At 33.4% G+C, this 25,760-nt stretch carries 21 protein-coding genes and 1 other RNA gene; 14 read left to right on the plus strand and 8 right to left on the minus strand.

Going from position 1 to position 25,760, the window contains the following annotated elements; all coding sequences use genetic code 11:
- Positions 1-3: 3 nt before the first annotated feature.
- Positions 4-384, minus strand: a complete 381-nt coding sequence (locus QLQ96_RS22020) for a pyrophosphohydrolase domain-containing protein (RefSeq protein WP_482493265.1) — start codon at positions 382-384, stop codon at positions 4-6.
- Positions 385-805: 421 nt separating this feature from the next.
- Between QLQ96_RS22020 and QLQ96_RS22025 the strand changes: the two genes are divergently transcribed.
- The 4 genes from QLQ96_RS22025 to QLQ96_RS22040 all read left to right on the plus strand — a co-directional run bounded on the left by QLQ96_RS22025 (position 806) and on the right by QLQ96_RS22040 (position 3,558).
- On the plus strand, positions 806-1,993 hold the full coding sequence (locus QLQ96_RS22025; RefSeq protein WP_482493266.1) for an SRPBCC family protein: 1,188 nt from the start codon (positions 806-808) through the stop codon (positions 1,991-1,993).
- A 79-nt stretch (positions 1,994-2,072) separates the two neighbouring features.
- Complete coding sequence (locus QLQ96_RS22030; RefSeq protein WP_482493267.1) at positions 2,073-2,615, plus strand: RNA polymerase sigma factor; 543 nt, start codon at positions 2,073-2,075, stop codon at positions 2,613-2,615.
- A gap of 33 nt (positions 2,616-2,648) precedes the next feature.
- Positions 2,649-3,068, plus strand: a complete 420-nt coding sequence (locus QLQ96_RS22035; protein ID WP_482493268.1) for a hypothetical protein — start codon at positions 2,649-2,651, stop codon at positions 3,066-3,068.
- Between the two features lie 31 nt (positions 3,069-3,099).
- Positions 3,100-3,558 (plus strand): sensor of ECF-type sigma factor, encoded by a 459-nt coding sequence (locus QLQ96_RS22040; protein ID WP_482493269.1) that lies wholly within the window; start codon positions 3,100-3,102, stop codon positions 3,556-3,558.
- A gap of 71 nt (positions 3,559-3,629) precedes the next feature.
- On the opposite strand, the gene QLQ96_RS22045 is transcribed toward QLQ96_RS22040, so the two are convergent.
- Positions 3,630-4,691: a WD40/YVTN/BNR-like repeat-containing protein gene (locus QLQ96_RS22045; protein ID WP_482493270.1), complete on the minus strand. Its 1,062-nt coding sequence runs from the start codon at positions 4,689-4,691 to the stop codon at positions 3,630-3,632.
- Between the two features lie 317 nt (positions 4,692-5,008).
- Between QLQ96_RS22045 and QLQ96_RS22050 the strand changes: the two genes are divergently transcribed.
- The 3 genes from QLQ96_RS22050 (at position 5,009) to QLQ96_RS22060 (ending at position 9,781) form a co-directional block, all read left to right on the plus strand.
- Entirely contained in the window at positions 5,009-6,319 is a 1,311-nt protein-coding gene (locus QLQ96_RS22050) for a hypothetical protein (protein WP_482493271.1), read from the plus strand.
- A gap of 133 nt (positions 6,320-6,452) precedes the next feature.
- Positions 6,453-8,432, plus strand: coding sequence for a KUP/HAK/KT family potassium transporter (locus QLQ96_RS22055; RefSeq protein ID WP_482493272.1), 1,980 nt, complete (start codon positions 6,453-6,455; stop codon positions 8,430-8,432).
- A gap of 134 nt (positions 8,433-8,566) precedes the next feature.
- Positions 8,567-9,781 carry an RsmB/NOP family class I SAM-dependent RNA methyltransferase gene (locus QLQ96_RS22060; protein ID WP_482493273.1) on the plus strand — a complete coding sequence of 405 codons (1,215 nt, stop codon included), beginning with the start codon at positions 8,567-8,569 and terminating at the stop codon, positions 9,779-9,781.
- A 120-nt stretch (positions 9,782-9,901) separates the two neighbouring features.
- Here QLQ96_RS22060 and QLQ96_RS22065 read toward each other — a convergent pair whose 3' ends face one another.
- Complete coding sequence (locus tag QLQ96_RS22065; RefSeq protein WP_482493274.1) at positions 9,902-10,945, minus strand: AMP-binding protein; 1,044 nt, start codon at positions 10,943-10,945, stop codon at positions 9,902-9,904.
- Between the two features lie 4 nt (positions 10,946-10,949).
- Positions 10,950-11,882 carry a CPBP family intramembrane glutamic endopeptidase gene (locus QLQ96_RS22070; RefSeq protein WP_482493275.1) on the minus strand — a complete coding sequence of 311 codons (933 nt, stop codon included), beginning with the start codon at positions 11,880-11,882 and terminating at the stop codon, positions 10,950-10,952.
- 115 nt (positions 11,883-11,997) lie between these two features.
- Here QLQ96_RS22070 and arsC point away from each other — a divergent pair, with 115 nt between their 5' ends.
- A complete protein-coding gene (gene arsC, locus QLQ96_RS22075) occupies positions 11,998-12,342 on the plus strand; it encodes an arsenate reductase (glutaredoxin) (RefSeq protein WP_482493276.1) in 345 nt (114 codons plus the stop codon).
- Positions 12,343-12,433: 91 nt separating this feature from the next.
- On the plus strand, positions 12,434-14,887 hold the full coding sequence (locus QLQ96_RS22080) for a TonB-dependent receptor (protein WP_482493277.1): 2,454 nt from the start codon (positions 12,434-12,436) through the stop codon (positions 14,885-14,887).
- 189 nt (positions 14,888-15,076) lie between these two features.
- On the opposite strand, the gene QLQ96_RS22085 is transcribed toward QLQ96_RS22080, so the two are convergent.
- Together QLQ96_RS22085 and QLQ96_RS22090 are read right to left on the minus strand one after the other, a co-directional pair.
- Positions 15,077-15,250, minus strand: coding sequence for a hypothetical protein (locus QLQ96_RS22085; protein WP_111288649.1), 174 nt, complete (start codon positions 15,248-15,250; stop codon positions 15,077-15,079).
- A gap of 113 nt (positions 15,251-15,363) precedes the next feature.
- Positions 15,364-15,519, minus strand: coding sequence for a hypothetical protein (locus QLQ96_RS22090; protein ID WP_482493278.1), 156 nt, complete (start codon positions 15,517-15,519; stop codon positions 15,364-15,366).
- Positions 15,520-15,580: 61 nt separating this feature from the next.
- On the opposite strand from QLQ96_RS22090, the gene fumC reads away from it, so the two are divergent.
- Positions 15,581-16,966, plus strand: coding sequence for a class II fumarate hydratase (gene fumC / locus QLQ96_RS22095; protein ID WP_482493279.1), 1,386 nt, complete (start codon positions 15,581-15,583; stop codon positions 16,964-16,966).
- 132 nt (positions 16,967-17,098) lie between these two features.
- On the opposite strand, the gene QLQ96_RS22100 is transcribed toward fumC, so the two are convergent.
- Positions 17,099-18,301 (minus strand): NAD(P)-dependent oxidoreductase, encoded by a 1,203-nt coding sequence (locus QLQ96_RS22100; protein ID WP_482493280.1) that lies wholly within the window; start codon positions 18,299-18,301, stop codon positions 17,099-17,101.
- A gap of 241 nt (positions 18,302-18,542) precedes the next feature.
- Here QLQ96_RS22100 and QLQ96_RS22105 point away from each other — a divergent pair, with 241 nt between their 5' ends.
- Positions 18,543-19,745 (plus strand): serine hydrolase domain-containing protein, encoded by a 1,203-nt coding sequence (locus QLQ96_RS22105; protein ID WP_482493281.1) that lies wholly within the window; start codon positions 18,543-18,545, stop codon positions 19,743-19,745.
- A 242-nt stretch (positions 19,746-19,987) separates the two neighbouring features.
- Positions 19,988-20,385: a transfer-messenger RNA gene (gene ssrA / locus QLQ96_RS22110) on the plus strand.
- A gap of 103 nt (positions 20,386-20,488) precedes the next feature.
- Here ssrA and QLQ96_RS22115 read toward each other — a convergent pair.
- On the minus strand, positions 20,489-22,873 hold the full coding sequence (locus QLQ96_RS22115) for a TonB-dependent receptor domain-containing protein (RefSeq protein ID WP_482493282.1): 2,385 nt from the start codon (positions 22,871-22,873) through the stop codon (positions 20,489-20,491).
- A gap of 134 nt (positions 22,874-23,007) precedes the next feature.
- On the opposite strand from QLQ96_RS22115, the gene QLQ96_RS22120 reads away from it, so the two are divergent.
- Complete coding sequence (locus QLQ96_RS22120; RefSeq protein ID WP_482493283.1) at positions 23,008-24,105, plus strand: hypothetical protein; 1,098 nt, start codon at positions 23,008-23,010, stop codon at positions 24,103-24,105.
- A gap of 173 nt (positions 24,106-24,278) precedes the next feature.
- On the plus strand, positions 24,279-25,685 hold the full coding sequence (locus QLQ96_RS22125) for an alkaline phosphatase (RefSeq protein ID WP_482493284.1): 1,407 nt from the start codon (positions 24,279-24,281) through the stop codon (positions 25,683-25,685).
- Positions 25,686-25,760 lie beyond the last annotated feature (75 nt).

Below are 25,760 nucleotides of genomic sequence, written 5' to 3' on the forward strand. Positions count from 1 at the left end.
TTTTTATAACAATTTAGAAAAATCTGGTTTAAAGTAATTTGGACCTTTCATTACTTTTCCGTCTTCGCGATAAATTGGTTGTCCATTTTCTCCAAGTTTACTCATGTTACTTCGCTGGATTTCATCAAAAACAGCTTCAATTTTATCTTGAAGTCCGTGCTCGATAATTGTTCCGCACAAAATATACATCATATCCCCAAGAGCGTCTGCAATTTCAACTAAATCATTATTTTGAACCGCTTCATAATATTCCTCGTTTTCTTCCTTCATTAAATTATAACGAAGCAATTTTTTCTCTGATCCTACATCAGCAACTGGCGTATCGCTGTGGCCAATTTTAAAAGCAGTGTGAAATTCTGTTACGGCGTCAAGTTGTTTTTTCATATAGTGGTTTTCTTTTTTTTGGCTAATTTAAGTCACTTTCTTGTAAATCTGAAAATTTATTAACCGAAATGGAAAGGCAATTTAGCAGCAAATCGTTTACAAATCTCTAAATTTGCTAAAAATTTTTATAACTATGTTTAGTCAAGGTCAAATACAATTTGGAATATGTTTTTTTATCGTTTTTGTAATCATTATGATATTTGCTTATCGAAAAGATTTAAAATTACACAGAGTCTTTTATAAAGGAAATTACAAAGTATTACTTGCCTTTCTACTTTTCATTGTTCTTTTGTTTGTAATCAAAATATTTTTGAAAAGATAAATTATTCTCTGGTTCCAATAAAATAAAACCTAATAATTATGGGTTATTAGTAAGACTCATAATAAAATTTATAACTTTACCGAAACCAAAAAATCTGCCATGAAAATTCTAAAGTATTTATTTCTTTTCGCCTTATTAAGCTTTGTCGCCCTTACTGTTTTTGTTGCTACTCAGAAAGGCGATTTTTCTGTAGAAAGAAGTAAAGTTATCAATTCTCCTCGTACAACGGTTTATAACTACTTAAATGACTTTAGAAATTACGAAGATTTTGAATCATGGTCTATTGAAGATACTTCTATAAAAATGACCTACCCTAATAAAACTAGCGGAAATGGCGCTACATTTTATTGGGATGGTGCTGATGGAAAAGGAAATTCTATTATTCTTAAAACAAAAGAAAGCGAAAGCATTGACCAAAAAATGCAATTTGACGGCACAGAAGCTGATGTAAATTGGACATTAAAAGATACTTTGAATGGAAAAACAAAAGTTACTTGGAAAGGAAAAGGAACTATGAGTTTTTTGTTTAAAATATACACTGCTTTACACGGAGGCTCTGACAGAGTTATCGGAACTATCTACGAAAAAAGTTTAGCCAATATTGACAAAAACTTAGATTACGAAACCAAAACTTATGCAGTAAAAGTAGATGGAGTAGTTAAGAAAGATGAAACACCTTATATCAAACAGACTTTTACAAGCGAAATTGCCAAAGTATACAAGAATGCTAGAATTGTGATTCCAAAACTTATTCATTTTAGCGAAACAAATGGTTTGGCTGCAAGCGGAAAACCATTCATTATTTATCATACTTATGATACTAAAACTGGTTTAGCAAAGATTTCAATCTGTCTGCCTATTAATAAAGAAATTTCTACTAGTTCTGGAAGCGATATTTTAGCTGGAAAACTGAATGGTTTTGATGCCGTAAAAACAACTCTAACTGGAGATTACTCACATAGAAATGAAGCAATCAATAAAACAACAGCTTACATAAATAACGAAAAGATTATTCCAGATTTAAGCTGGTCACATCTTGAAATTTTGACATTAAGCAAGTTGGATGTAAAAGCTTCATCTAAATTGGTAACTGAAATTTATTTCCCAATAAAACCAAAAGTAGTTCCAGTTACTCCTGAGGCTGTTTATGCTCCTGAAGATACTGGCGAAACTACAAGTGAACCTCGTACAGAACAGCCACGCACAGAGCCAGTAAAACGCAAACCAGCTGCTCCTGCACCTGCTCCAACGCAAACACCTGCAAAAGAAGAAGATTCAGAATTTTAAATAATTTCACAGACGCATTAAACCTTTTGCGTTAAATTCTGTCTTACTTCTATTAAAGAAAGTTTACAAAACAAAAAGTTTGATAGACGAGAAAGAATTTATAAAACAATTATTAAGTCCTGAAACGCAAAATACTGCGTTTCAAAAACTCTTGTCTGATTATCAGAGACCTTTGTATTCTCATATTCGAAACATCGTTTTGAATCATGACGATGCAGACGATGTTTTACAAAACACTTTTGTAAAAGTCTTTCAAAATCTTAAAAACTTTAAAGGAGAAAGTAAACTTTTTTCCTGGATGTATCGTATTGCTACAAACGAAGCTTTGACTTTTTTATCGCAAAAAGCAAAATTAAGCGGAATTTCATCTGAAGATCTTCAAAACAAAACGATTGACAATTTAAAAGCAGATCTTTATTTTGACGGAGATGAGATTCAAATCAAACTTCAAAAGGCAATCGTACTTCTTCCAGAAAAACAGCAATTGGTTTTCAAGATGAAATATTTTGAAGAATTAAAATATGAAGAAATTGCAGAAATCTTAGGAACATCTGTTGGAGCCTTAAAAGCATCTTATCATCACGCAGTAAAAAAAATTGAATTATATGTTACATCAAATTAAACCTTTTGTAACTAAAACTATCTTATAAGTATTATGAAAACATTTAAATTAGAAAACGAACCCAAAATAAAATCTGGTTTTAAAACCCCAGACAATTATTTTGATGATTTTTCAGGAAAGGTTTTACAGCAATTAAACGAAAAAGAAGTTAAAGTAATTCCTTTTTACAAACGCAAAAAAACATTTACACTAGCGGCCGCGGCAGTAATTGTTTTTGCATTATTAATTCCGATTGTAAACAATTACAAAGCCAATTCTAACGAACTTGATGAAGCTACTTTAGAAAATTACTTATCATATCACTCTAATATCAGCCAATACGATTTAATCCAAACCTTAGACGACAGTGATATTGAAAAATTAGGCAACGATGTTACTCTAGAAGACGAAACACTAGAAGATATTTTAGCTACAAGTCCAAACATAGAACACTTAATTTCAGAACAAAATTAAATCAAACTTAACTCAACAACTTAGCTTAACAATGAAAATAAAAAACATTTTACCGCTATTGCTATTTCTGACAACTTTTTCATTTTTTGCACAAAATGGAAAAATTGATGAAAAGCGAGAAAAAATTAAAGCTTTTAAAGTGTCGTTTTTAACAACAGAATTAGAATTAACTTCAACCGAAGCAGAAAAATTCTGGCCTATTTATAATGCTTATGATGATAAGCAATATGAATTAAAGTATTTAAAGATGAAGACTTATCTGAAACAGCTGAAAGACGACAGTCTTAAAAATCTTTCAGATAAAGAAGCAGCGACTTTATTATCTCAAATAGAAAGCACAGATAAAGAAATATATCAGCTTCGCGAAAAATACATGAGCAATCTGAAAAAAGTACTTCCTGCAAAGAAAATATTGTTGCTTAAAAAATCAGAAGACGATTTTAATCGAAAATTATTGCAACAATATCGCGACAAAGCCAATAAAGATTAAGCTTAACGAAACAACAGCGATAAGAACCCTATATAATAATACTTACTTTATTATTTAGGGTTCTTGTTTTTTTATCTAAAGTGAATGCGAACCATTTTATTATAACCAGCCGCAATTGCAGTATTTCTATTGATAAAACGAATGGTAAAAAGTTTATCGTCTTGTGACATCATAGTCCAAGTTTCTCCTCCATTTTGAGAATATTGAATTCCGCCAGAACCTACACAAACCAATTCTTTTCCTCCTCCGCCAGGCACATATTGAACGCAAGAAGCATATCCAAAACCTTGATTCTGACCAACTAATTCCCAAGTTTTTCCTCCGTCTTTAGTAACGATTTTATTATCTGTTTTCAGCATTGGCGATTCATAATCTCCTCCTGCAGCAAAACCATGTTTAGAATCGTAGAAATCGGCAGTAAAAATACCCGTCATTTCTTTTCCTTGCACGATTGGTGTCTCTACCGCTTTCCAGGTTTTTCCTTTATCTCCAGAATAAAAAACACGAGATCTTTTTCCGCCAGAAACGATCCAAGTATCATTTCCTTTAATTACAATATTCGAATTACTGGCTGCAAAAGCCGCTTCGCCTTGAGCATTTGTTGGAAGTTTATGAGATAAAACTTTTGTCCATGTCTCTCCGCCATCTCTTGTAATAATAACTGAAAATGCATCTTCTGTTGGATCACCAATTGCAATTCCTTCTTTATCATTCCAAAACTGCATGCTATCGTAAAATACTTTTGGATGAACTTCTTTGTAAACCAATTTCACTTTATTGGTTTTCTTAGAAACCTGATATAATAATGCAGGATTTCCAACACTTAACAGAAATATGTTTTTTGAGTTCTGAGCAATACTTCTGAATTCTAACTTTAAAGTATCTCTGTAAATATGCTCTTCAAATTTTTCTTTTTTTTCTAAATCAAAACTGCCAAAGCGAGAATTATCTCCTCCGTACCAAACCTTATTTTTATCGATTACGATGGCACGAATACTAATTTTCTCCTGAAATAAAGTATCAACCTGTATTGCTATAAAACCATTTTCAAAATTTGCTTTATTCTTATTTGTCAATGTTTTAAAGGACACAAACAAAACAAACATGCAAAAAAATAGCGTTACTTTTTTCATATAATTAAAATTTAGGGTTTTGCTAAAATACAATTATTTATAAAAAATAAAACTAATTTTTACTTTTTTTGAATTGTATTACAAAATAAAAAAGAATGGAGACAAAAAGCGGCTTATACAACAAATTCTGGCATTAGGCCGAAAGACATTATCATTCCATTAATGTTTACCATGCGGGATCTTATTACATTAAAACAGCAACAACAACAAGAACTAAACAACTGAAAAACAATACGTAAGAACAGAACAATTCAGTAAAAATTTTGTGGCACAGTAATTGAATATCTCAGAATATTAATCTTCAATATGATTTTATCATGAAAGCGAAAATACTTTTATTAGCCCTATTTGCATTAGGAATTAGTTCTTGTGCCGTACAAGGTCAGACTACTGTTTATGCAAAAAACTCAGATATAAGCGATAACTTAGATTTAAGAGCTGTTGCCTCGATGTTTGGAGAATCAGCTAACCTTCAAGATTTTGAAAGACGTTTAAATGATCCAAAATATCAAATATCAAACTTAGACCTTAATGGAGATAACGAAGTGGATTATCTTCGTGTTATTGAGAGTGTTGAAAACAGAACGCACGTTGTTATTATACAAGCGGTTTTAGATCGTGATGTCTACCAAGACATTGCAACTATAGATGTTGAAAGAGACAATTACAACCAAGTAAGCGTTCAGGTTGTCGGCAACACTTATTTATACGGAGCAAATTACATTTACGAACCTGTTTATAACGTAGTTCCTGTTATTTATTCTTCTTTCTGGGTTACAAATTACAGACCATACTGTTCAACTTGGTATTGGGGTTATTACCCAACCTATTACACAGCTTGGAACCCGTATCCAGTTTACAGATATAGAAATAATGTAAATGTTTATATCAACGTAAACAATCATTACAACTATGTAAATGCAAGAAGAAGTTATGCAGCTCCTCGAATCTACGAAACAAGACGTACTTATGGTTATGAAAGAATGCGTCCGAACTATAGTTTCGCTGATAGACATGCTAACACATCAAATAGATATGAATTAGACCAAAGACGTGTTGCTAGCAGAGAAACTAACAGAAATACCTATAATACAAACAGAAACTATACTGGCAGAACAACTTCTAATAATGGAGCTTCTAACAGAACTTATGCAGAAAACAGAAATACGACAAATAGACCTTCTGTAGACAGAACCAACAACGGTTATGGAAACGGCAGCAGAAATGGAGGTTACAACTCTACAGGCAGAAGCTCTGAAAATGTAAACACACCAAGAAGCACTAATCGCGGATATTCTAATAGTGATAACAATTCTCCAAGAGTTGAAAATACTCCTAGAGTTCAGAATACTTCAAGAGATTACGGAAATAACAATTCTTCTAATGCATCATCAAGAAGATATTCAAACAATGAAGCATCTTCTCCAAGAGTAGAAAGAAGCTCAAGAAGTTCTGAAAACCAATCAAACAATTCAAATAGAGATTATTCTGCTAGACCACAACAAAGCCAGCGTTCAGAATCTCCTAGAATGAATCAGGAAACTTCTAGAGGAAGCCAAGAATCAAGAGGCGGACAAAGCCAGAGAGAAAGCGGTTCTAGTTCTCGAGGAGGTGGAAGACGAGGTTAATTTTAGAAACAAATAACATTCAAAAAAGGAAGCACAATTTTACGATTGTGCTTTTTTTTATCTTTTTGATTATAATAGCTGCTAATTTGTTTTAAAAGAGTAAATTTGCAACCGTCTTTTTATAAAATTATACATGAGCGCATCGCATAAAAACTTACATAGTAAGTTATCTATTGGGGGTCTATTAATTACTTTAGGGATTATTTATGGAGATATTGGAACCTCTCCATTGTATGTAATGAAAGCCATTTTAGGAGATCACACCATAAATGCTGATATTGTTTTAGGAGGTATTTCTTGTGTCTTTTGGACTTTAACGTTACAAACTACAATAAAATATGTGCTAATAACCTTAAGTGCAGACAACCATGGCGAAGGAGGAATTTTTGCATTATATGCATTAGTCAAGAAAACAAAAATTCAATGGCTCATTGTACCCGCGATAATTGGAGGTAGCGCCTTGCTTGCTGATGGGATTATAACCCCACCAATTTCGATATCATCTGCTGTAGAAGGAATTAGAGCATTCTATCCGACTATGGAAACGCAAACAATTGTATACATTGTAATTACAATTTTATTCGTTTTGTTCACCATTCAGCAATTTGGAACTAAATTGGTCGGTAAATTTTTTGCCCCAATGATGTTAATCTGGTTTGCAATGTTAGGAACGTTAGGATTCATCCAGATCTTACAACATCCAGAAGTAATAAAAGCAGTTAATCCTTATTATGCCTACCATTTATTACAAATTCATCCTGAAGGATTTTTTGTACTTGGATTGGTTTTCTTATGTACAACTGGAGCAGAAGCTTTATATTCGGATATGGGACACTGCGGTCGAAAAAACATCAGAATCAGCTGGATTTTTGTAAAACTGACTCTGGTCTTAAATTATTTTGGACAAGCAGCTTATTTAACACACCATGAAGGGAGTACTTTACAACAATTAGGTGGAGAAAACGGAAACCCATTTTACTTAATTATGCCGCATTGGTTTTTACCATTCGGAATTGTAGTTGCCACTTTGGCGGCCGTAATTGCTTCTCAAGCACTTATCTCAGGTTCGTTTACTTTGATTAACGAAGCAATGCGTTTGAATTTCTGGCCAAAAGTAAAAATCAAATATCCGACAGAAGTAAAGGGTCAGTTATATATTCCATCAATTAACTGGTTATTGTTTTTTGGCTGTGTTGGTATCGTTTTACATTTTAAAAAGTCAAGTAATATGGAACATGCATACGGTTTAGCAATCGTATTATGCATGATCATGACTACCATATTACTTAACTATTATCTAATCATGAAACGTGTGAAATTATATTTCATGGTACCGCTTATTACCATTTATTTAGTAATCGAGTTCAGTTTCTTAATTGCTAATATTACAAAATTTGCCGACGGTGGTTATGTAACGTTGATTATTGCCAGTATGCTGATTTCTGTAATGACAATCTGGTATTTGGCTAAGAAAATCAACAAAAACTACACAAAAGTCGTTAAAATTGATGATTATAAACAAGTTTTGGTAGAGTTAAGCCAAGATTTATCTATCCCGAAATATGCTACACATTTAGTTTATATGACTAACGCAAACCGCATTGATGAATTAGAGGAAAAAATCATTTATTCTATTCTTCAAAAGCGTCCAAAACGTGCTGATATTTATTGGTTTGTTCACGTTAATATTTTGACTGAGCCATACAAAACGCAATACAAAGTAACAGAAATAGCAAAAGACGATATTTACAGAATTGATTTTAATTTAGGTTTTAGAGAACCGACAAAAATCAACTTAATGTTTAGAGAAGTTATCAAAGATATGGTAAAACGTGGCGAAGTGGATATTACCAGCCGTTACGAATCTTTAAACAAAAACAATATCATTGGAGACTTTAAATTTGTATTGTCTGAGAAATTCCTTTCAAACGACAACGACTTAAGATGGCATGAAAATATTATCATGAATTCTTATTTCTTCATCAAAAAGCTGAGTTTGTCTGAAGAAAGAGCTTTTGGTCTCGACAGCAGTTCTGTTAAAGTAGAAAAATTCCCAATGGTGCTTCATGCTCCAGAAAATATTGGATTAACGCGTATTGTTTCGAAAGAATAAAGCCTTAAAAATATTTCAAAAAAACACTCTAAATAAGAGTGTTTTTTTCTTTTAATGTGAGTCTGAATAAGATTCGGCATTAAAAATTTAACTTTCAATCAATTAATAGTACCTTTGCAACTCAAATTATAGAAATGAGATTACACAGAAATTTAGTTTATACTACCATTGACTCTTTGAATGCAATTTTCAATGAAGGAGAATATGCCGATAAAGTGGTAGCAAGAGCATTAAAAAAAGACAAACGTTGGGGAAGTTCTGACAGGAAGTTTGTTGCTGAAACGATATACGAAATTGTTCGCTGGAAACGATTATACGCTGAAATTGCCGAAGTAAAAGAACCTTACGACAGAGATAATCTATGGAGAATGTTTGCTGTTTGGGCTGTTTTACGCGGTTATCCAATTCCAGATTGGAGACAATTGGAGGGAACACCAGAAAGAAAAATAAAAGGCCGTTTCGACGAATTATCTAAAAACAGAGCACTAAAAGAATCTATTCCAGATTGGATGGATGAACTGGGCGTTAAGGAATTAGGCGAAAAAGTTTGGTCAAAAGAAATCACTGCTCAAAATCAGCCAGCAAAAGTCATCCTTAGAACAAACACTTTAAAAGGAACAAAAGAAAGCCTTAGAAATACTTTAATGGATTTAAATATTGAAACTGAATATTTAAAAGACCAGCCAGAAGCTCTTGTTTTAAAAGAAAGAGCAAATGTATTTTTAACTGACGCTTTCAAACAAGGTTTATTTGAAGTTCAGGATGCCAACTCTCAATTAGTTGCAGGATTTTTGGACGTAAAACCAGGTATGCGTGTAGTTGATACTTGCGCAGGAGCGGGTGGAAAAACATTGCACATGGCCTCTTTAATGGAAAACAAAGGGCAATTGATTGCAATGGACTTGTACGAAAGTAAATTAAAGCAATTAAAATTAAGAGCTAAAAGAAATGGAGCTTTTAATATTGAATACCGTATTATTGACAGCACAAAAGTGATTAAAAAATTACACGAGAAAGCTGATCGTGTTTTAATCGATGCGCCTTGTAGCGGATTAGGAGTTTTAAAAAGAAACCCAGATTCTAAATGGAAATTACAGCCTGAATTTATCGATAACATTCGTAAAGTTCAGAGTGAGGTTTTAGAAAGTTATTCTAAAATTGTAAAACCAGGCGGAAAATTAGTTTACGCAACATGTTCTGTTTTGCCATCAGAAAATCAAGAACAAGTAGAAAAATTCTTAAAAACTGAAATCGGACAACAATTTAAGTTCATTGAAGATCGTAAAATGTTAGCTTCAGAGTCTGGTTTTGACGGATTCTACATGGCACTTTTGGAGCGTAAAGCTTAAAATTAAATTCCAATTCTTGGAATTACTTCATATTAAAAATCCCAAATTTCAATCTGAGTTATTGAAATTTGGGATTTTTATTTTTTTAGTAAAACTTTCAAAGTATAGCAATTTGGAATTTTAATCCTGTAAAGTTGGCTTACGAAGTAATTTTCCGTTTTCGTTTTCTTTGAATTTTGACACAAAAACAATTTCCTTTGGTTTTTCATATTTTCCTAAAACGTCAAAGAAGTCAGACTCAAACTGTTGTTTTTCTCCTTCAATAACCAAAACCATTTTTTCTCCTAAAGTAGCATCAGGAAGTCCGGTTACGAAAAATCTATTAACAATTTTTCCAATCAGTTTAGCTTCAATCTGTTCCGGAATTAGCTTTACTCCTCCACTATTGATTATGTTATCGATTCGTCCTAAAAATTTAAATTGCTGTTCATTTAATAATTCAACCAAATCATTTGTTACAATTGGATCATCCGAAACGGTAGCCACTTTAATAACCAAACATTGACGATCATCCTGAGAAATTTTTACATTAGGCAGAATTGAAAAAACAGAATCACCTAAACGTTTCGCAGCAATATGCGTAATAGTTTCGGTCATTCCATACGTTTCGTAGATTTCCGTTTTAAGTGGTAACAATTTTTCTTCTAAAGCAGAATCTAATTTAGCTCCTCCAATAATTAACTTTCGAACTTTAGAAAGTCCTTGAATTGAATTTTGAACTTGAAGCGGCACCATTGCCACAAAATCGTATCTAGTTTTATTCAATTCAAGCGGATGAAGACTTGGCGAAACAACATCCAATTCTAATCCTAAAATTAAACTTCTTACTAGCATCATTTTTCCTGCAATAAACTGCGTTGGAAGACACAATAAAGCTTTATCTCCTGGCTTTAAATCGAAAAAATCTCCAGTTGCAAGCGCTGATTGTATCATTGCCTGTTTTTTCAATCTGACCAATTTTGGAAGACCAGTTGTTCCAGAAGTAGTCATTTCGATATAATCTTTTTTATCAAACCAATCCAAAAAGAACTCACCAATCGATTGTTCGTAAGCATCTCCCTCTTTGATAAAACTATAAGCAATACGGCACAAATCTTTTGCATTTAAATGATATCCATTTAATTTGAAATAATTGTGAACGTTATTTTGAGTTAAGTTTTGCATATTCTTAAGCTTTTAATTCGACATTACTAATTTTTCCTGTTAATTTCTCTTTCCAATTTGTCCATCCGTATTTTTTACTGAAAATAAAAAGCAGAATAGGATAAATAACCGCAACTGGCAAAATCACATCTATTCCTGCTGAAGGCTCTGAAAGGTCTTTAAATATAGAATTAGTTTGAAAAACGGTCCAATCTGAGGTAACCAATAACGCTCCCACAAGATTGTTTGCTGCGTGAAATCCAAGCGCCAGTTCCATACCTTCATCCATCAAGGTTATAACGCCTAAAAACAATCCAGTTCCTATATAATAAATCATTATGATATTTCCCATTTTACCAACTTCTGGATTTGTCCAGTGCATTGAACCAAATATTACGGAAGTCATCAGGAGTGGAAACCATCTGTTCTTCGCTAAATTGGCAAATCCTTGCATTAGATATCCTCTAAAAACATATTCTTCTGTACTAGTCTGAATCGGTATTAAAACAAAGCTTAAAACCGCTAATATCAAAAAAGGAACTAATTTAAATTGCAATACAAATTGTTCTGGGGATTTTAAATATACGAACAAAAAACTAAGCAATGAAAAGAATGCCCATATAAAAAAAGAAAAACAAATTCGTTTCCAATCTACTTTAGGCCTTGAAGTGGTAACTGACAACAAGGTTTGATGATGAATAAATTTTAAAACAAAATAAATTCCTGCAAAAGCAAAAACAAAAGAAATCATCACTAGAAAAAGAGTTGTATTTGGATCGAACATTTTCATAACGCCTTCGTTGGTAGTTGGAAAAGCGATGTGGTCCTTAAATGTTTTATAAAACACCGCCGCAGTAATTGGAATTTGCCCAACAAAAGACGCTGAAATAATAAAAACAGATCCTAAAAGATATTTCCAAAATTTATTTTCGGGATTAATCCCTTGCTCTAAAAACATAAATCTAAATTTTTAAAAAATGAGAATTCAAATTCGATAAGTTAATCTTACTTTTGATATTGCGAAAATACCCCTTTTTTATCTTACAAATATTTGAACGTTTAAATATAACGAAATGATACAAATTTACCATAATCCGAGATGCGGAAAATCTAGAAACTGTCTTGCTTTTATTGAACAATCGAACCAAGATTTTGAAATTATTCCTTATTTAACAGAAACTCCTACTTTTGAACAGTTAAAGACATTATTAAGTCAATTAAACTTGGAGCCTCTTCAATTGATTAGAACTAAAGAAAAAATCTGGATCGAAAATTATAAAGGCAAGACTTTGAGTAATGACGAAATTATCAATGCAATGGTAGAAAATCCTATTTTAATTGAGCGTCCGATTGTTGTAAAAGATGGAAAAGCCATTATTGGAAGAGACCCTGAATTGGTTGCTTCTTTTTTAGATTGATTCTAAAATATCCTATTAACATTTTTTTGTGATTTCTCTCTTTAAACCAAAAACTACATTTGCCGTCTAAAGGAAAAAGAAAAACCAGAAAATGAAAAAAATCAAATTTGCTGTATTACTTGTATTCTTATTTACAAGTTTTTACAATTACTCTCAACAAGGAAGCCCAGGAGGCAAAAACAAAGTAAAAGTCACTGGAAAAGTTTTCGAGAAAGTAAGCAAACAGCCATTAGAATACGCTACTATTTCGATTACTGCTCCAAATGACACAAAAGTTATTGCTGGAGGTATAACAAATCCAAAAGGAGAATTTGAGGTTGCTGTTGCACCTGGAATTTACGATATTAAAGTTGAGTTTATTTCGTTTAAACCAACTGAAATTAAAGGAAAAAGCATTACAGACGATACTAATTTAGGCGTGGTAAATCTATCTGAAGATGCGGCACAATTAAATGAAGTTGTAGTTCGTGCTGAAAAATCGACTGTTGAAATTAAACTGGACAAAAAAGTTTACAACGTTGGCCAAGATATGATCGTAAAAGGCGGAAGCGTAAGCGATGTTTTAGACAACGTTCCATCTGTTTCTGTTGATACAGAAGGAAATGTAAGTTTAAGAGGGAGCGATAATATTCGTATCCTAATTGACGGAAGACCTTCACAAGCAATAAACATGGCAGAAGCTCTAAGACAGCTTCCTGCAGATGCAATTGATAAAGTAGAAGTTATTACCAACCCATCGGCGCGTTACGATGCTGAAGGAGGTTCTGGAATTATCAATATTGTTCTTAAAAAAGGAAAAAATCAAGGTTTCAACGGAACTTTTATTGCTTCAACGGGTTTACCAGAAACGTATGGTGCAAGTGCCAATGTGAATTATAAAACCGAAAAACTGAACTACTTCACAACTGCTGGCTACAACTACAGAACAACAGAAGGTGCAGGTAAAACGAATTCTGAATATTTAAATGCAGACGGTTCAACTAAAAGCTTTTTAGATGAAGATCGAGATACAGAACGTATTAGAAAAGGTTTTAACGGAAGAGCTGGTGTAGAATGGACATTAACTCCAACTACATTTTGGACAAATGCGATCAACTACCAAAAAAATACTGGTGACGATAGAGATTTGATCAATTATTACAACTACGATGCAGATCGTAATTTCACAGGAACAACATATCGTTTAAACAACGCAGATACTGGAAGTGAAAACGTTGAATTTACTTCAAATTTGATTAAAAATTTCAACGATAAAGGACATAAACTTACTGCCGATTTTTCTATTTCAAGAAATACAGACGACAGTAATAGTACAATTACAGATTCGCCAAGATTTGATACTACATTAAACGATCAAATTCAGAAACAAGTTTTATTTCAAACAGATTATGTTTTGCCTTTAGGAAAAGGAGGACAGTTTGAAGCAGGTTATAAAGGAAGTTTTGGAGATTTGAATAACGAATATTTTGTTAAAGACGATGCAGGAACTGTAAATCCGAATTTATCTAACACATTAGAATACAAAGAAAACATACAGGCGCTTTACACGCAGTACGGTTTCAAAGTAAATAAATTCTCTTATTTATTTGGTTTAAGATGGGAAGACACAAACATTCATGTTAATCTATTAGATACAAACGATTTTAATACTAAAAAGTACAACAACTTATTTCCAAGTGCTTTTATTAGTTACGAAATCTCAGATCAAAGCAACTTCTCTGCAAGTTATAGCAAACGTTTGTCTAGACCAAGAGGACGTTTCATGAACCCTGCCGTAAACTATGCAAGTAACATTAACATCTTTCAAGGAAATCCAGACTTAGATCCTTCATTAACTGATAAATATGATATTGGCTACATTAAAAGATGGAGTAAAGTAACTTTTAATACATCTGCTTATTTTGAAGACACAAAAGATGTTTTCAGCTTTGTAAGATCTCCTACGGGCGATGAAGTTAACGGAATTCCAGTTATTAAAAGTCAACCTATTAACTTAGGAAAAGAGCAAAAATTTGGTTTTGAATTTACATTCAATTACACGCCATATAAATGGTGGAAATTAAACAGTAATTTTAACTTTTTCAACGTAAAAACAACCGGAAGCCACAGTTACATTGACACACAAGGAAATGAAATTGTTCAAGATTTAGACAATCAAGCCAATTCTTGGTTTGCAAGAGTAAACTCTAAAGTAACTCTTCCATATAAAATTGACTGGCAGTTGACTGCAATGTACAACGGAGAGCAAAAAACTGCTCAGGGTAAAAACTTAGGTCAATTCGGAATGAATACAGCTTTCAGTAAAGACGTAATGAAAGACAAAGCGACAATTGCATTCAACATTAGCGATGTCTTCAATTCTAGAAAAATGAGATCTTATACATATTTAGATAATGTAAATTCTTATAGCGAATTCCAATTCCGTAAACGTCAGTTCAATTTATCATTCACTTACCGTTTCAACAAAGCAAAAGGCGAAAGAGATAAAAATGCACAGCCTAAAAATGATGGTGGCGGCGAAGGCGGTGGAGACTTTCCAGGCTAAAATTCCAATATAAAAAATCCAAATTCCAAAACTGGAGAAATCAAAAAAAAATCCAAATTCCAACTTCTAAATTGGAATTTGGATTTTTTTTATTTAAAATTTATCCAATCAATTGGAAATATATTTTCTTATTGGCACAAAAAAAAGGACTCGTAAAAACGGTCCTTTTTTTATGACATCAATCTAAAATTAAATAGATTGTTCTTCTTGTCTTTTTCTGGCTCTTTTTTCTTTGATCATTTCCCAGCTTGCTCCCGTAACCCAATAAGATACGAAACCAACTAAGAAAAACATTAACCAAAATCCTATAGTAAGAATGGTTAAGAAAAGTAAAAAGCCTAAGTACTGTGAAAATTCAAACATGTTTTCCGGAATTTTTGAATGTTACCGCAAATGTAGGCTATATATTGTTTCTCAGCAATAAAATCTAAATCAATTTTCGTTAAATAACATTTATCCGTATATTTATACTCATTTTAAATAAGCTTTTTTTCGAATGCGAAACCTCTTAGATAAAGACTTGATAGAAATTCACAATATTTTTCAGGAGCTGTTTCCTGCTGTCCACTATATCTTTTGTGCTGAACCCCTGCACAAAAGGATGCCGCTCCCATCAGGGCTAAGAGACTCATTTTCAAAAGAAGTTTTAATTTAAAATTTACATTTTACGAATAACATTTTACATACAACATAATGAAATATAGAATTGAAAAAGACACCATGGGCGAAGTTCAAGTCCCAGCCGATAAATATTGGGGTGCGCAAACAGAACGTTCCAGAAATAATTTCAAAATCGGCCCTTCAGGTTCAATGCCAAAAGAAATCATAGAAGGTTTTGCCTACTTAAAAAAAGCTGCTGCTTATGCAAACTACGATTTAGGCGTTTTACCAATCGAAAAAAGAGATGCCATCGCAGCAGTCTGCGACGAAATTCTAGAAGGCAAACTAGACGATCAATTTCCGTTGGTAATCTGGCAAACAGGTTCTGGAACGCAAAGCAACATGAATGTTAACGAAGTAATCGCTAACCGAGCTCAAGTTCTTAAAGGTTTTGAAATTGGCGAAGGAGAACAATTCATCAAAGCCAACGATGATGTAAACAAATCACAATCTTCAAACGATACTTTTCCAACCGGAATGCATATCGCCGCTTACAAAATGGTCGTAGAAACGACAATTCCAGGAGTTGAAAAACTTCATGCTACTTTAGCCAAAAAAGCAGCAGAATATAAAGACGTTGTAAAAATTGGCCGTACACACTTAATGGACGCAACGCCTTTAACTCTCGGACAAGAAATTTCAGGTTACGCGGCTCAATTGGCTTTCGGATTAAAAGCTTTAAAAAACACTTTAGCGCATTTATCTGAAATTGCTTTAGGCGGAACTGCCGTTGGAACTGGATTAAACACTCCAAAAGGTTACGATGTAAAAGTTGCTGAATATATTGCGAAATTTACAAATCACCCTTTTATAACGGCAGAAAACAAATTTGAAGCCCTTGCAGCGCACGATGCAATTGTAGAAACACACGGAGCTTTAAAACAATTAGCTGTTTCTTTAAATAAAATCGCAAATGATGTTCGAATGTTGGCTTCTGGACCTCGTTCTGGAATTGGTGAAATTCATATTCCTGAAAATGAACCTGGTTCTTCTATCATGCCTGGAAAAGTAAATCCAACGCAATGTGAAGCTTTAACAATGGTTTGCGCTCAAGTTATCGGAAATGACATGGCAATTGCTGTTGGAGGAATGCAAGGTCATTACGAATTAAATGTTTTTAAACCTGTAATGGCAGCCAACTTTCTACAATCGGCACAATTATTAGGAGATGCTTGTGTTTCTTTTGACGAACATTGCGCACAAGGAATCGAACCAAATCATAAAAGAATTAAAGAATTGGTAGATAATTCATTAATGCTAGTTACAGCTTTAAATACTAAAATCGGATATTACAAAGCCGCAGAAATTGCTCAAACAGCACACAAAAATGGAACTACTTTAAAAGAAGAAGCTGTTCGTTTAGGTTATGTAACTCCAGAAGATTTTGATGCTTGGGTAAAACCTGAAGATATGGTCTAAATTGAAATTATGAGTTATGAATTATAAATTATAAGTTATCATACGTTATGAACTAAAAAGGCAGAAACATCCAGTTTCTGCCTTTTTTCATCATGAGTACAAACTCATAACTTATAATTCATAATTTATAACTTAATTCCCGTCTACATAATCTTGCAGATAACTAAATCTTTCCGTCAATTTTCCGTTTTCTGTGATTTTGGCACGTTTTAAAATTCCGTCTTTATCTCCGTTGAAGAAAGCTGGAATTACATGCTCCATAAATTGTTCTCCAAAACCTTTGCTGGCATCTTTTGGAATTTCGCATGGCAGATTATCAACCGCCATTACTGCAACCGCTGCTGGATGAAATAAATCTATTTCTCTATCTTCTAAGGGAAAATAACCATACAAAGGATCTTCAATTGTTGAAGAACGAACTGTACAAGCAATTGGCCCGTTAACATCACAAGAAATATCAGCTACTACTTTCAATTTACAGTCGCTTTCATTCAGCATTTCTTTAGTTAAAATCATTGGAGCATTGCTTGCATAAAAATGTCCTGCAAAATAAATATCCGACACTTTCGTGAATCTTTCAAAATCAGATTCATATTCTTCTGGATGATTTACAAAATCTACAAAATCTAAAACTTGCCCGTCTTTTCTCTTGTTATACTCTAAAACATCTAACTGAACATAAACTGCTTGAGCATATTTTTTAGTCAAATAATTATCTATCGTAATTTCTTTTACTTTTATGGCATCCAAAATTTCTTTCGCACCGCTCCCAACCTTTCCTGTTCCAGTAACGACAAATTTTAGCGCCGGCATTGTAATTCGTTTTAAATGCTTGATCAAATCTTCTTTTCCTGAAAGCGTTTCTGCTTTAGGAAGTTTGAATAATTCAAATTTAATTCCGAAAGCACGAATTCCATTATAAACGCCAACCATTCCGGCATATCTTCCGAAACCAATTAAACGGCGATCATGTTCGTCTACAATTGTTTCGTGGTCGTATAAATTGATATTTTTTTCTAAAATAGCTTGAAGCAATTTCCTGTTATGAGGCTGCTTTTTAATAGTATGAGAAAAAAAGAAATATGCTTTGTTTGGAATTAAATCTGCTACAGGAACTTCCTTTACGCCAAATAAAACATCGCAATCAGATACATCATCTGCAACGGCGATTCCCATATTTTTATAATCATTATCAGAAAAAATTCTAATATCAGAACTTTCAACTTTTACAGAAGCATCATGATAAAGTTGTTTTAATCTTGTCAATTCATTTGGTGAAAATACAACTCTTCTATCCGGCGGATTTTTTCTTTCTTTTATGATTCCAAATTTCATCTAAACTGATTTTTTAATATTTTAAAATATAACTTTTTACACAGTATTTGTTTCAAATATAACAAATTTAGTTAAATTTTTGTTTCTAAAATTCTATTTAAAATGTTCAAAAACTGTTAGCATCTGAAAAACAAACAACTAAAATTTTTAATTCTTAAAAATATGTTAAAAAACACAAATTAAAGCCTCAGAACTGAGAAAACAACAAAATTGAATTCGATATATTTGTTTTTAAAGAACGATGCAAATGATTTTCCTTAAAAAAACAAAGATACCACAAATACTTTTTTCTATACTAGTTTTAAGTTCTTGTGGTCAAAACAAAACAACAACACCAGATATACCTCAAACAGTCGAAGATACATTACCTAAAATGAAGCCTTTAGGTACAGAAAAACAAGTTTCTCAGGCTTATAAAAACTCGGTTGTCGGCAGAATAAATCACTTTTACAATAAAAATTGGCCCAATAATAACATGAACGGAAGCTTCTTGGTGGCCAAAGACGGACAGATTTTATTTGAAAGATATAATGGTTTTGCCAATAAAAATGAAGGAACCAAAATAACACCAGAAACACCTGTACAAATTGCTTCGGTAAGTAAAGTTTTGACCGCTACAGCGGTTTTAAAATTAGTTAATGCAGGTAAAATCGAATTGGACCAAAAAGTAAATACTATTTTAAAAACTTTCCCTTACGAAGAATGTACTATTAGAATGTTACTATCTCATCGTACAGGAATGCGTAATTATGCTTATTTCACAGATCACGATAAATCGGTTTGGGATAGACATAATCAATTGACGAATAAAGATATTCTAGATATTTTAGCAACAAAAGATATTGGTTTAGAATCTAAAACAGGAACGCGTTTTAGCTACTGCAACACCAATTATGCAATGTTGGCGCTTATTATCGAAAAAATTACTGGTTTAAGTTATAAAGAAGCCATGTCTGAAATGATTTTCAAACCGCTTGGAATGACTCACACTTATGTTTTTGATGATGATAAAGACAGAAAAAAGATTGTTCCTTCTTATAAAGGTAACGGTGTAGAAATTGGTTTTGATTATCTAGATAATGTTTACGGAGATAAAAATATTTTCTCTACTGCGAGAGATCTTTTAAAGTTTGACAGAGCAAGACAATCTACAGATTTCTTAAAACCTGAATTGTTGAAACAAGTCTATACGGGTTATAGCAATGAACGCAAAGGAACTAAAAATTATGGCCTAGGAATTAGAATGATTAATTGGGAAACGGGTCAGAATTACTATTTTCATAATGGGTGGTGGCACGGAAACACTTCGTCTTATATTACTTTGATGAATGAAGGAGTAACGATTATTGCTTTATCTAATAAAATGACTCGAAATACTTATGCGGTTCGTAAATTAGCTCCGATCTTTGGGGATTACCCTTTTAATTTTAAAGAAGAAGAATAAAATAGTCATAAAGTCAAAAGTCGAAAGTCTTAAAGCGACTATAAATATTGAATTTGTTTTTATTAAATACAAAATTTCGGAAACAACAAAAAAAGACACAACAGATCGCAAGCATTTGACTTTAAAAAACTTACAACTTGCGACTTTGCAATTTTCGACTTTATCACTTTTGACTTTCTAATTTTTCTGAAAATTTTAGCAGAAAGTAATTTCAAATACTCTAAATTTGCAGACTTATTTTTGGGGTCGACTGGTTTTGACAGCAAGTCGAATTGAACAGTAAGCACGTCGAGCATTGAGACCTTGCTCGTAAATATAAGATCTCAAACTTTTACACGGCGAAAATAATTACGCTTTAGCTGCATAATCCGAATCATAGTAAGATTGCGCCACGTCTCTACAAGGTAGAGAAGCTGGATTCTCCTGGAAAGCCTTGGTTTGTGGCGTTCCGTTCAGGGGAACCGTAAAAATAAACCTAGATTTCCATGAGCTTCGGGTGGATTTCGAAACTTAAGAAGATAAGTGTTCGGTGGCTGTTTCTGGCCTAGCTTAACATCGAAAATCTAATCAGGAAATAAGCGTGTAGAAAGCTCTTTAGTTGCTTGTTTGGACCCGGGTTCGATTCCCGGCGACTCCACAAAAAAGCCTGTAAACTATTTGTTTACAGGCTTTTTTTTATGTTTGTCTCGTCCTGAAAAAAATTAACCCATAAAGATTATAATTTTTGATCTAAACGATTATGATTAGATACTTACTGTTAATCCAAAAGAGATATTGATCCCAGGCAGTGGCGCCAAATACTTTAAAAAAGAGTTCTGTGGTCTAGCTTCCACATTAAGCAAATTGGTTCCGGCCGCAAAATATTCTATTCTATAATCTTTAAAAATCATATTGTAGGCCATTCTTGCAGAAAGAAGCGAATAGGCAGGCATTGGCGGTTCTGGATTAATGTTCTTGCCAAGATAGCGCTGTTCTAGATAGCGGTCGAACGAGGCATTGAATTCTAACCTCCTAAAAACAAAACCTCCTGAAAATCCAAACCTGCTGGTAGGCATGTTGGGCATATAATCTCCCTCAGCCCAGTCTCTCATATGGTCTTTAGAGACATTCACATTTTTAACCAGATCAAAGTACGACCCCAACTGAATATTTAAATTTTTATTTATTTTTTTATTGCACGTCATTTCAGCTTCCCACCCGTTCAATTCGGTATCAGATTGGCGCCATTCCTTTACTAAAAACCCTCCTGAACGTGCAATTCCTGTATGGGCGAGATATAAATAATTATCTAACCTCGTACGATAGTGAGTAATGGAAAGCTTTGCTCCATCATACGTAAATCCCGTTTCAAACTCCATGATCTTTGCTGTTTCCTTATTCAATCTGTCATCTCCGTTTTCTTCCAAAATAATGGCAAAATGATTATTGCCAGCGTAAAGTTCATTGACATCTGGCGCACGCTCAGAATGTGAATAAGTACCTCGCAAATAAACATACCTGTTAATGTTTACCTGCGCTCCAGAAGTAAATTGGTTAAGATTAAAATCCCGATCAGAAAGCTTTCCTCCGCCCAGTCCTCTACTTGGTTTATATCCTTCTGTAAGCATTGCTCTTCTTTGAACGAGGTCATGGCGGTAACTCGCATTTAACTTTAAGAACTTAATAGCAAACTGCTGTAAGGTAAATATCCCATATTCCCTACTTTTATTATCTGGAAGATATCGCTGCTCTCCGCTTCCATTTATATCTGCAAGCGAAATATCAGCACCTGATATTCCTTTTAAAAGCTCTACGGGTTTCTGATCTACTTCTATCCTAACAATATGTCGTGAAGCAGAAAATTTGTTGGCAAGATAATCACCAATAAGCTCGCTGTTTTTGGAAAGCTGCATCATATAATTTAATCTCACAGCCGAAATATTTGCCGATTGTGGTCTATATTCAGATTCCATCATAATGCTATTATTCTCAGATTTTGTATTTATTGGCAGATAAATGTTTTCTCCTTCAATTTCATCCTCATTCGTCTGGCCAGGCAGTTTGCGAAGAGCAAAACCCGGAATTCCATAATAGCCGTATGTTCTTCTATACCCTACACCAACGCTGTATTTTTCGCCAATATACCCTGTTCCAAAATTTACTGCATAACTGTTGGCATGGCTATTAGGCATTGTTCCTTTTTTTACAGGCGCATAATCAGTTATACTTTTTACAATAGTTGTAGATAATGGTGTTCCTGCGGGCTGTCCTGCTATGTATAAATTATTTTTAGGATTAGATACATAAGCACCATCTACAAAAGATTTTTCTTCAAAAGTGTACAAGTCCGCTTCGGTCAGATCCCACTGCGGATTATTCATTTTTTCTAAAACAAACTGACTGATGTAAGGATACAATGTCAGGTTTCTTGTCGTTTGCTTTTCTACATGCACCTGTGCCATTGCAGAAGTTAAATCATCAATCTTAGGATCGTATGCAATTGGCGCTTTGGTATTTCCAGGTATTTTAATATCGTCATTTCGTCTGTTCATGCCTCCTGCGTGCCATACCCAATTTTTTCCGATATTTCCATTTAAATCAAAGGATTGTTTATATCCCAGATTAGTGCTTCCTTCTGCCCGAACAAACCCAGAAAGGGATTTAGGCTCTTTTTCTTTCGGAATTGTATTGTCTTTAAGATTGATTGCACCGCCAATTGCTCTTCCTCCAAAAAGAACATTACCGTCATTAATATGAATATCAATCTCTTGCAGATTATCAAAATCAGTAATCAGATTAAGGTTTGGACTGATTCCTGAAAGATCATTCATTGCCATTCCGTTATTGAGCACCTTTACGCGGTTGCCACTAAGACTTCTAATGACTACTGCTCCCGAATTTGGTCCGAAATACGAATTTTGAATTCCAGGAACATGGCTCAATGCATCTCCTAAAGTCGATGACTGATTTTTCAAAATTTCTTTTCGAGAAATCTTCCGAGCATTTGATACCTCCGATTTGCCGATATTGCTGATTACAACTTCATTTAATACGTTCGTTTTAATACTGTCGGTCGGTTTGTTTTGCGAATATGCATTTAGGCTAAAAGCAAAGAAAAATAGATATGAAAAATGGGGGTTAAATTGCATGAATGCTGAATTTAAATAAATAATGGTCGCAAATATATAGTTAAAAAATATTATTGCAACAATATTGCGATAAAATATTGCAACTTTGTTGCGATAGTAAATTTTAAAATATACTTTTGGCAAAAATTTTAATTATGAAAAAAGAGAAAAACTTTGCCAGACTCCTAATTACAGCTCTTCTGGCTTTATCAATCACATCTTGTAGTAGTGACAATGAGGAAACACCTCCAAAACAAATTGACATGGAACTTACGCCATCATCTTCTATTGTCTATGGAGAAAAACAAGAAATTGATCTTCCATCGAATATTTTAGGCGCATCTGATGTTCAAATAACTTTAGACTTCAGTCTTAATGAAAATGTAAAAGTGAATTCAACTGAATTTTTGAATGATAAACTTTCAAAAGCTGTTACTGTAAATAAGGAAACTGGAAAAATTAGCGTAAATAGCACTTTACTTTATCCCAATAATGCGCTTTCAACAAATGGCATAAAACTGCCTGAGAGTTATAAAGTTACTCTTAACGTAAGTTCTGCTAGCCAAAACTTTCAGGGTAAAGAAACTATCGATTTAAAAATTACTCCTGCAAAACTGACCGTTAAAGGCATCGACAGCAAAGCTTCAATTCCAGTTGCTTATGTAATGTATGGTGATCAGGCTAACTTTGAACTTGAAGCAGCTCAAAATATTCAGACTGATACAAATTGGGCTATTGATAATCCAACAGCTATTGGAACAGAGGTTTCGCTTAGTTCGAATATTTTAAAACTTACTGATAATGCGGGAGATCCTGATAAAAAAGCCGAAAAAGCGTATGATGTTACTCCAGTGCTTCTTAAGGACAGATTTCCTGTAGCATCTGTTACATTTAGAGTGATATTTATTCCAAAAATTAAATTCTTTTATGGTACTTATTACCCGGAATATGATCTAACTATACTGCTGAACAATCTTCATATTGCCTTATCAAACGGATACGTATCTGTAACACCAGCTTTTTCTCCTGAAGCCTACAAATCATCATTTGCCATTAACGGAATTAAAAAAGACGGTCAGCTTTTTACCGATACCGAAAATATATTTTCTATAAACGAAAAAACAGGTTCAATTACCGTAAAGAAAAGCACTTCCTTAACAGCTGGCGCATATGAAATCACCGTTAAAGCACTGACAACGACTGGACTTGAATTTTTAACAACTTTGACCTTAAATATGTCAAAAGCGGAATAAAATTACGATTTGTACTTTGTTTTAAAGAGAAACCAGCTCATTTAGAGCTGGTATTCTTTATATAGTTTTATAGCAATAAATTCTGTTTATCGAAACAAAACAATTATTTAATGCAGTGAAAACCGCATTATACATAGAAATACTTTTATTTTACTTCTACTAATTAAAGCACAATGAACAGACGCAGATTTTTAAAAGGCTCATCAGTTTTAGCAGGACTATTTACTCTTAGTCCATCCGTTATTCTTTCAAATGATTTAGAGGCAATAACTAAAAAAGGGAAAAAAGCAAAAAACATAATTTTTCTGATAAGCGACGGAATGAGCTCCGGAACGCTTCAAATGGCAAATCTTTACTCGCAAAATATTTTAGGAAAAAATGGAAACTGGATGAATCTATATAAAGAGAATAAAGTTTCGAGAGCATTGATGGACACCGCATCTGCAAGTTCTGCTGTGACAGATTCTGCTGCGGCAAGTTCATCTTTTGGAGGCGGGCATCGTGTTAAAAATGGTGTTTTGAATATTGGTCCAAATGGCGAGAAATATCTTCCTATCTGGCAGAAATTTAAGAATGAAGGAAAAAAAGCGGGCTGTGTTACTACAGTTACCATAACTCATGCTACGCCAGCGGGCTTTTGCGTGAATTCAGACAGCAGAAATGCTGAAAATGAAATTGCCGAAATGTATGCCAATCTTGGACTAGATGTTATGATGGGAGGTGGCGATGAGTTTTTTAATCCTTCTAAAAGAGCTGATAAAAAAGATATTTATAAGATTTATGAAAATAAGGGATATCAGGTCTTAAAACAAAAATCAGATTTAGAAAAAATCAAAAAAGGCGAGAAAACATTAGGGGTTTTTACCACTGGTGCACTTCCGTACACTATTGATAGAAACAGCATCGAAGAGTTACAGCAGTCACCGACTCTAGCAGAAATGAGCGCCGCAGCTATTGATCAGATGAAAGACCATAAAAATGGTTTTGTATTGATGATTGAAGGCGGAAAAGTAGATTGGGCTGCGCATGCAAATGATATTGCGGCTTTGATTCACGATCAGCTTGCTTTTGATGAAGCGGTTAAAACTGCAATTGATTTTGCTGAAAAAGACAAAGAAACACTGGTAATTATAACAACAGATCACGGAAATGCAAATCCTGGTCTTATATACGGTGCTGACGCAGTTAAAAATTTCAACAGTATTGCAGATTATAAATACACTAATGAATATATTCTAAATTCTATCCATGCCGATTTTAATTTGCAGCAAGTTAAAGACTGGATTAAAGAAACCAATAATATCAGTCTTACAGACGATGAAGCTAAACATTTATTGAATTTCTATTCGGGATTAGAAAAGCAAGAAGATGGGCTTTATAATTATAAAAAATTGCCCTTTAAGGCCTATTCAGAAATCCAGAAAAAACATAATAATGTAGGATGGATTAGTATGGATCACTCCGGAGATTATGTTGAATTGGCAATGTTCGGTCCAGGAAGTGAATTATTAAAACCCTTTGTGCAAAACATAGATCTTCATTATTTGATGCTTCAAGCTTCTATTGAAAAGGAATCTTAATTTAATATCTTCTTCAAAGGGTGAAAAAAATATACCTTGCCCTTTTCCTGTTATTAAACAAAAAAAGCCTGTAAA

This window comes from Flavobacterium sp. B167r (genome assembly GCF_056824315.1).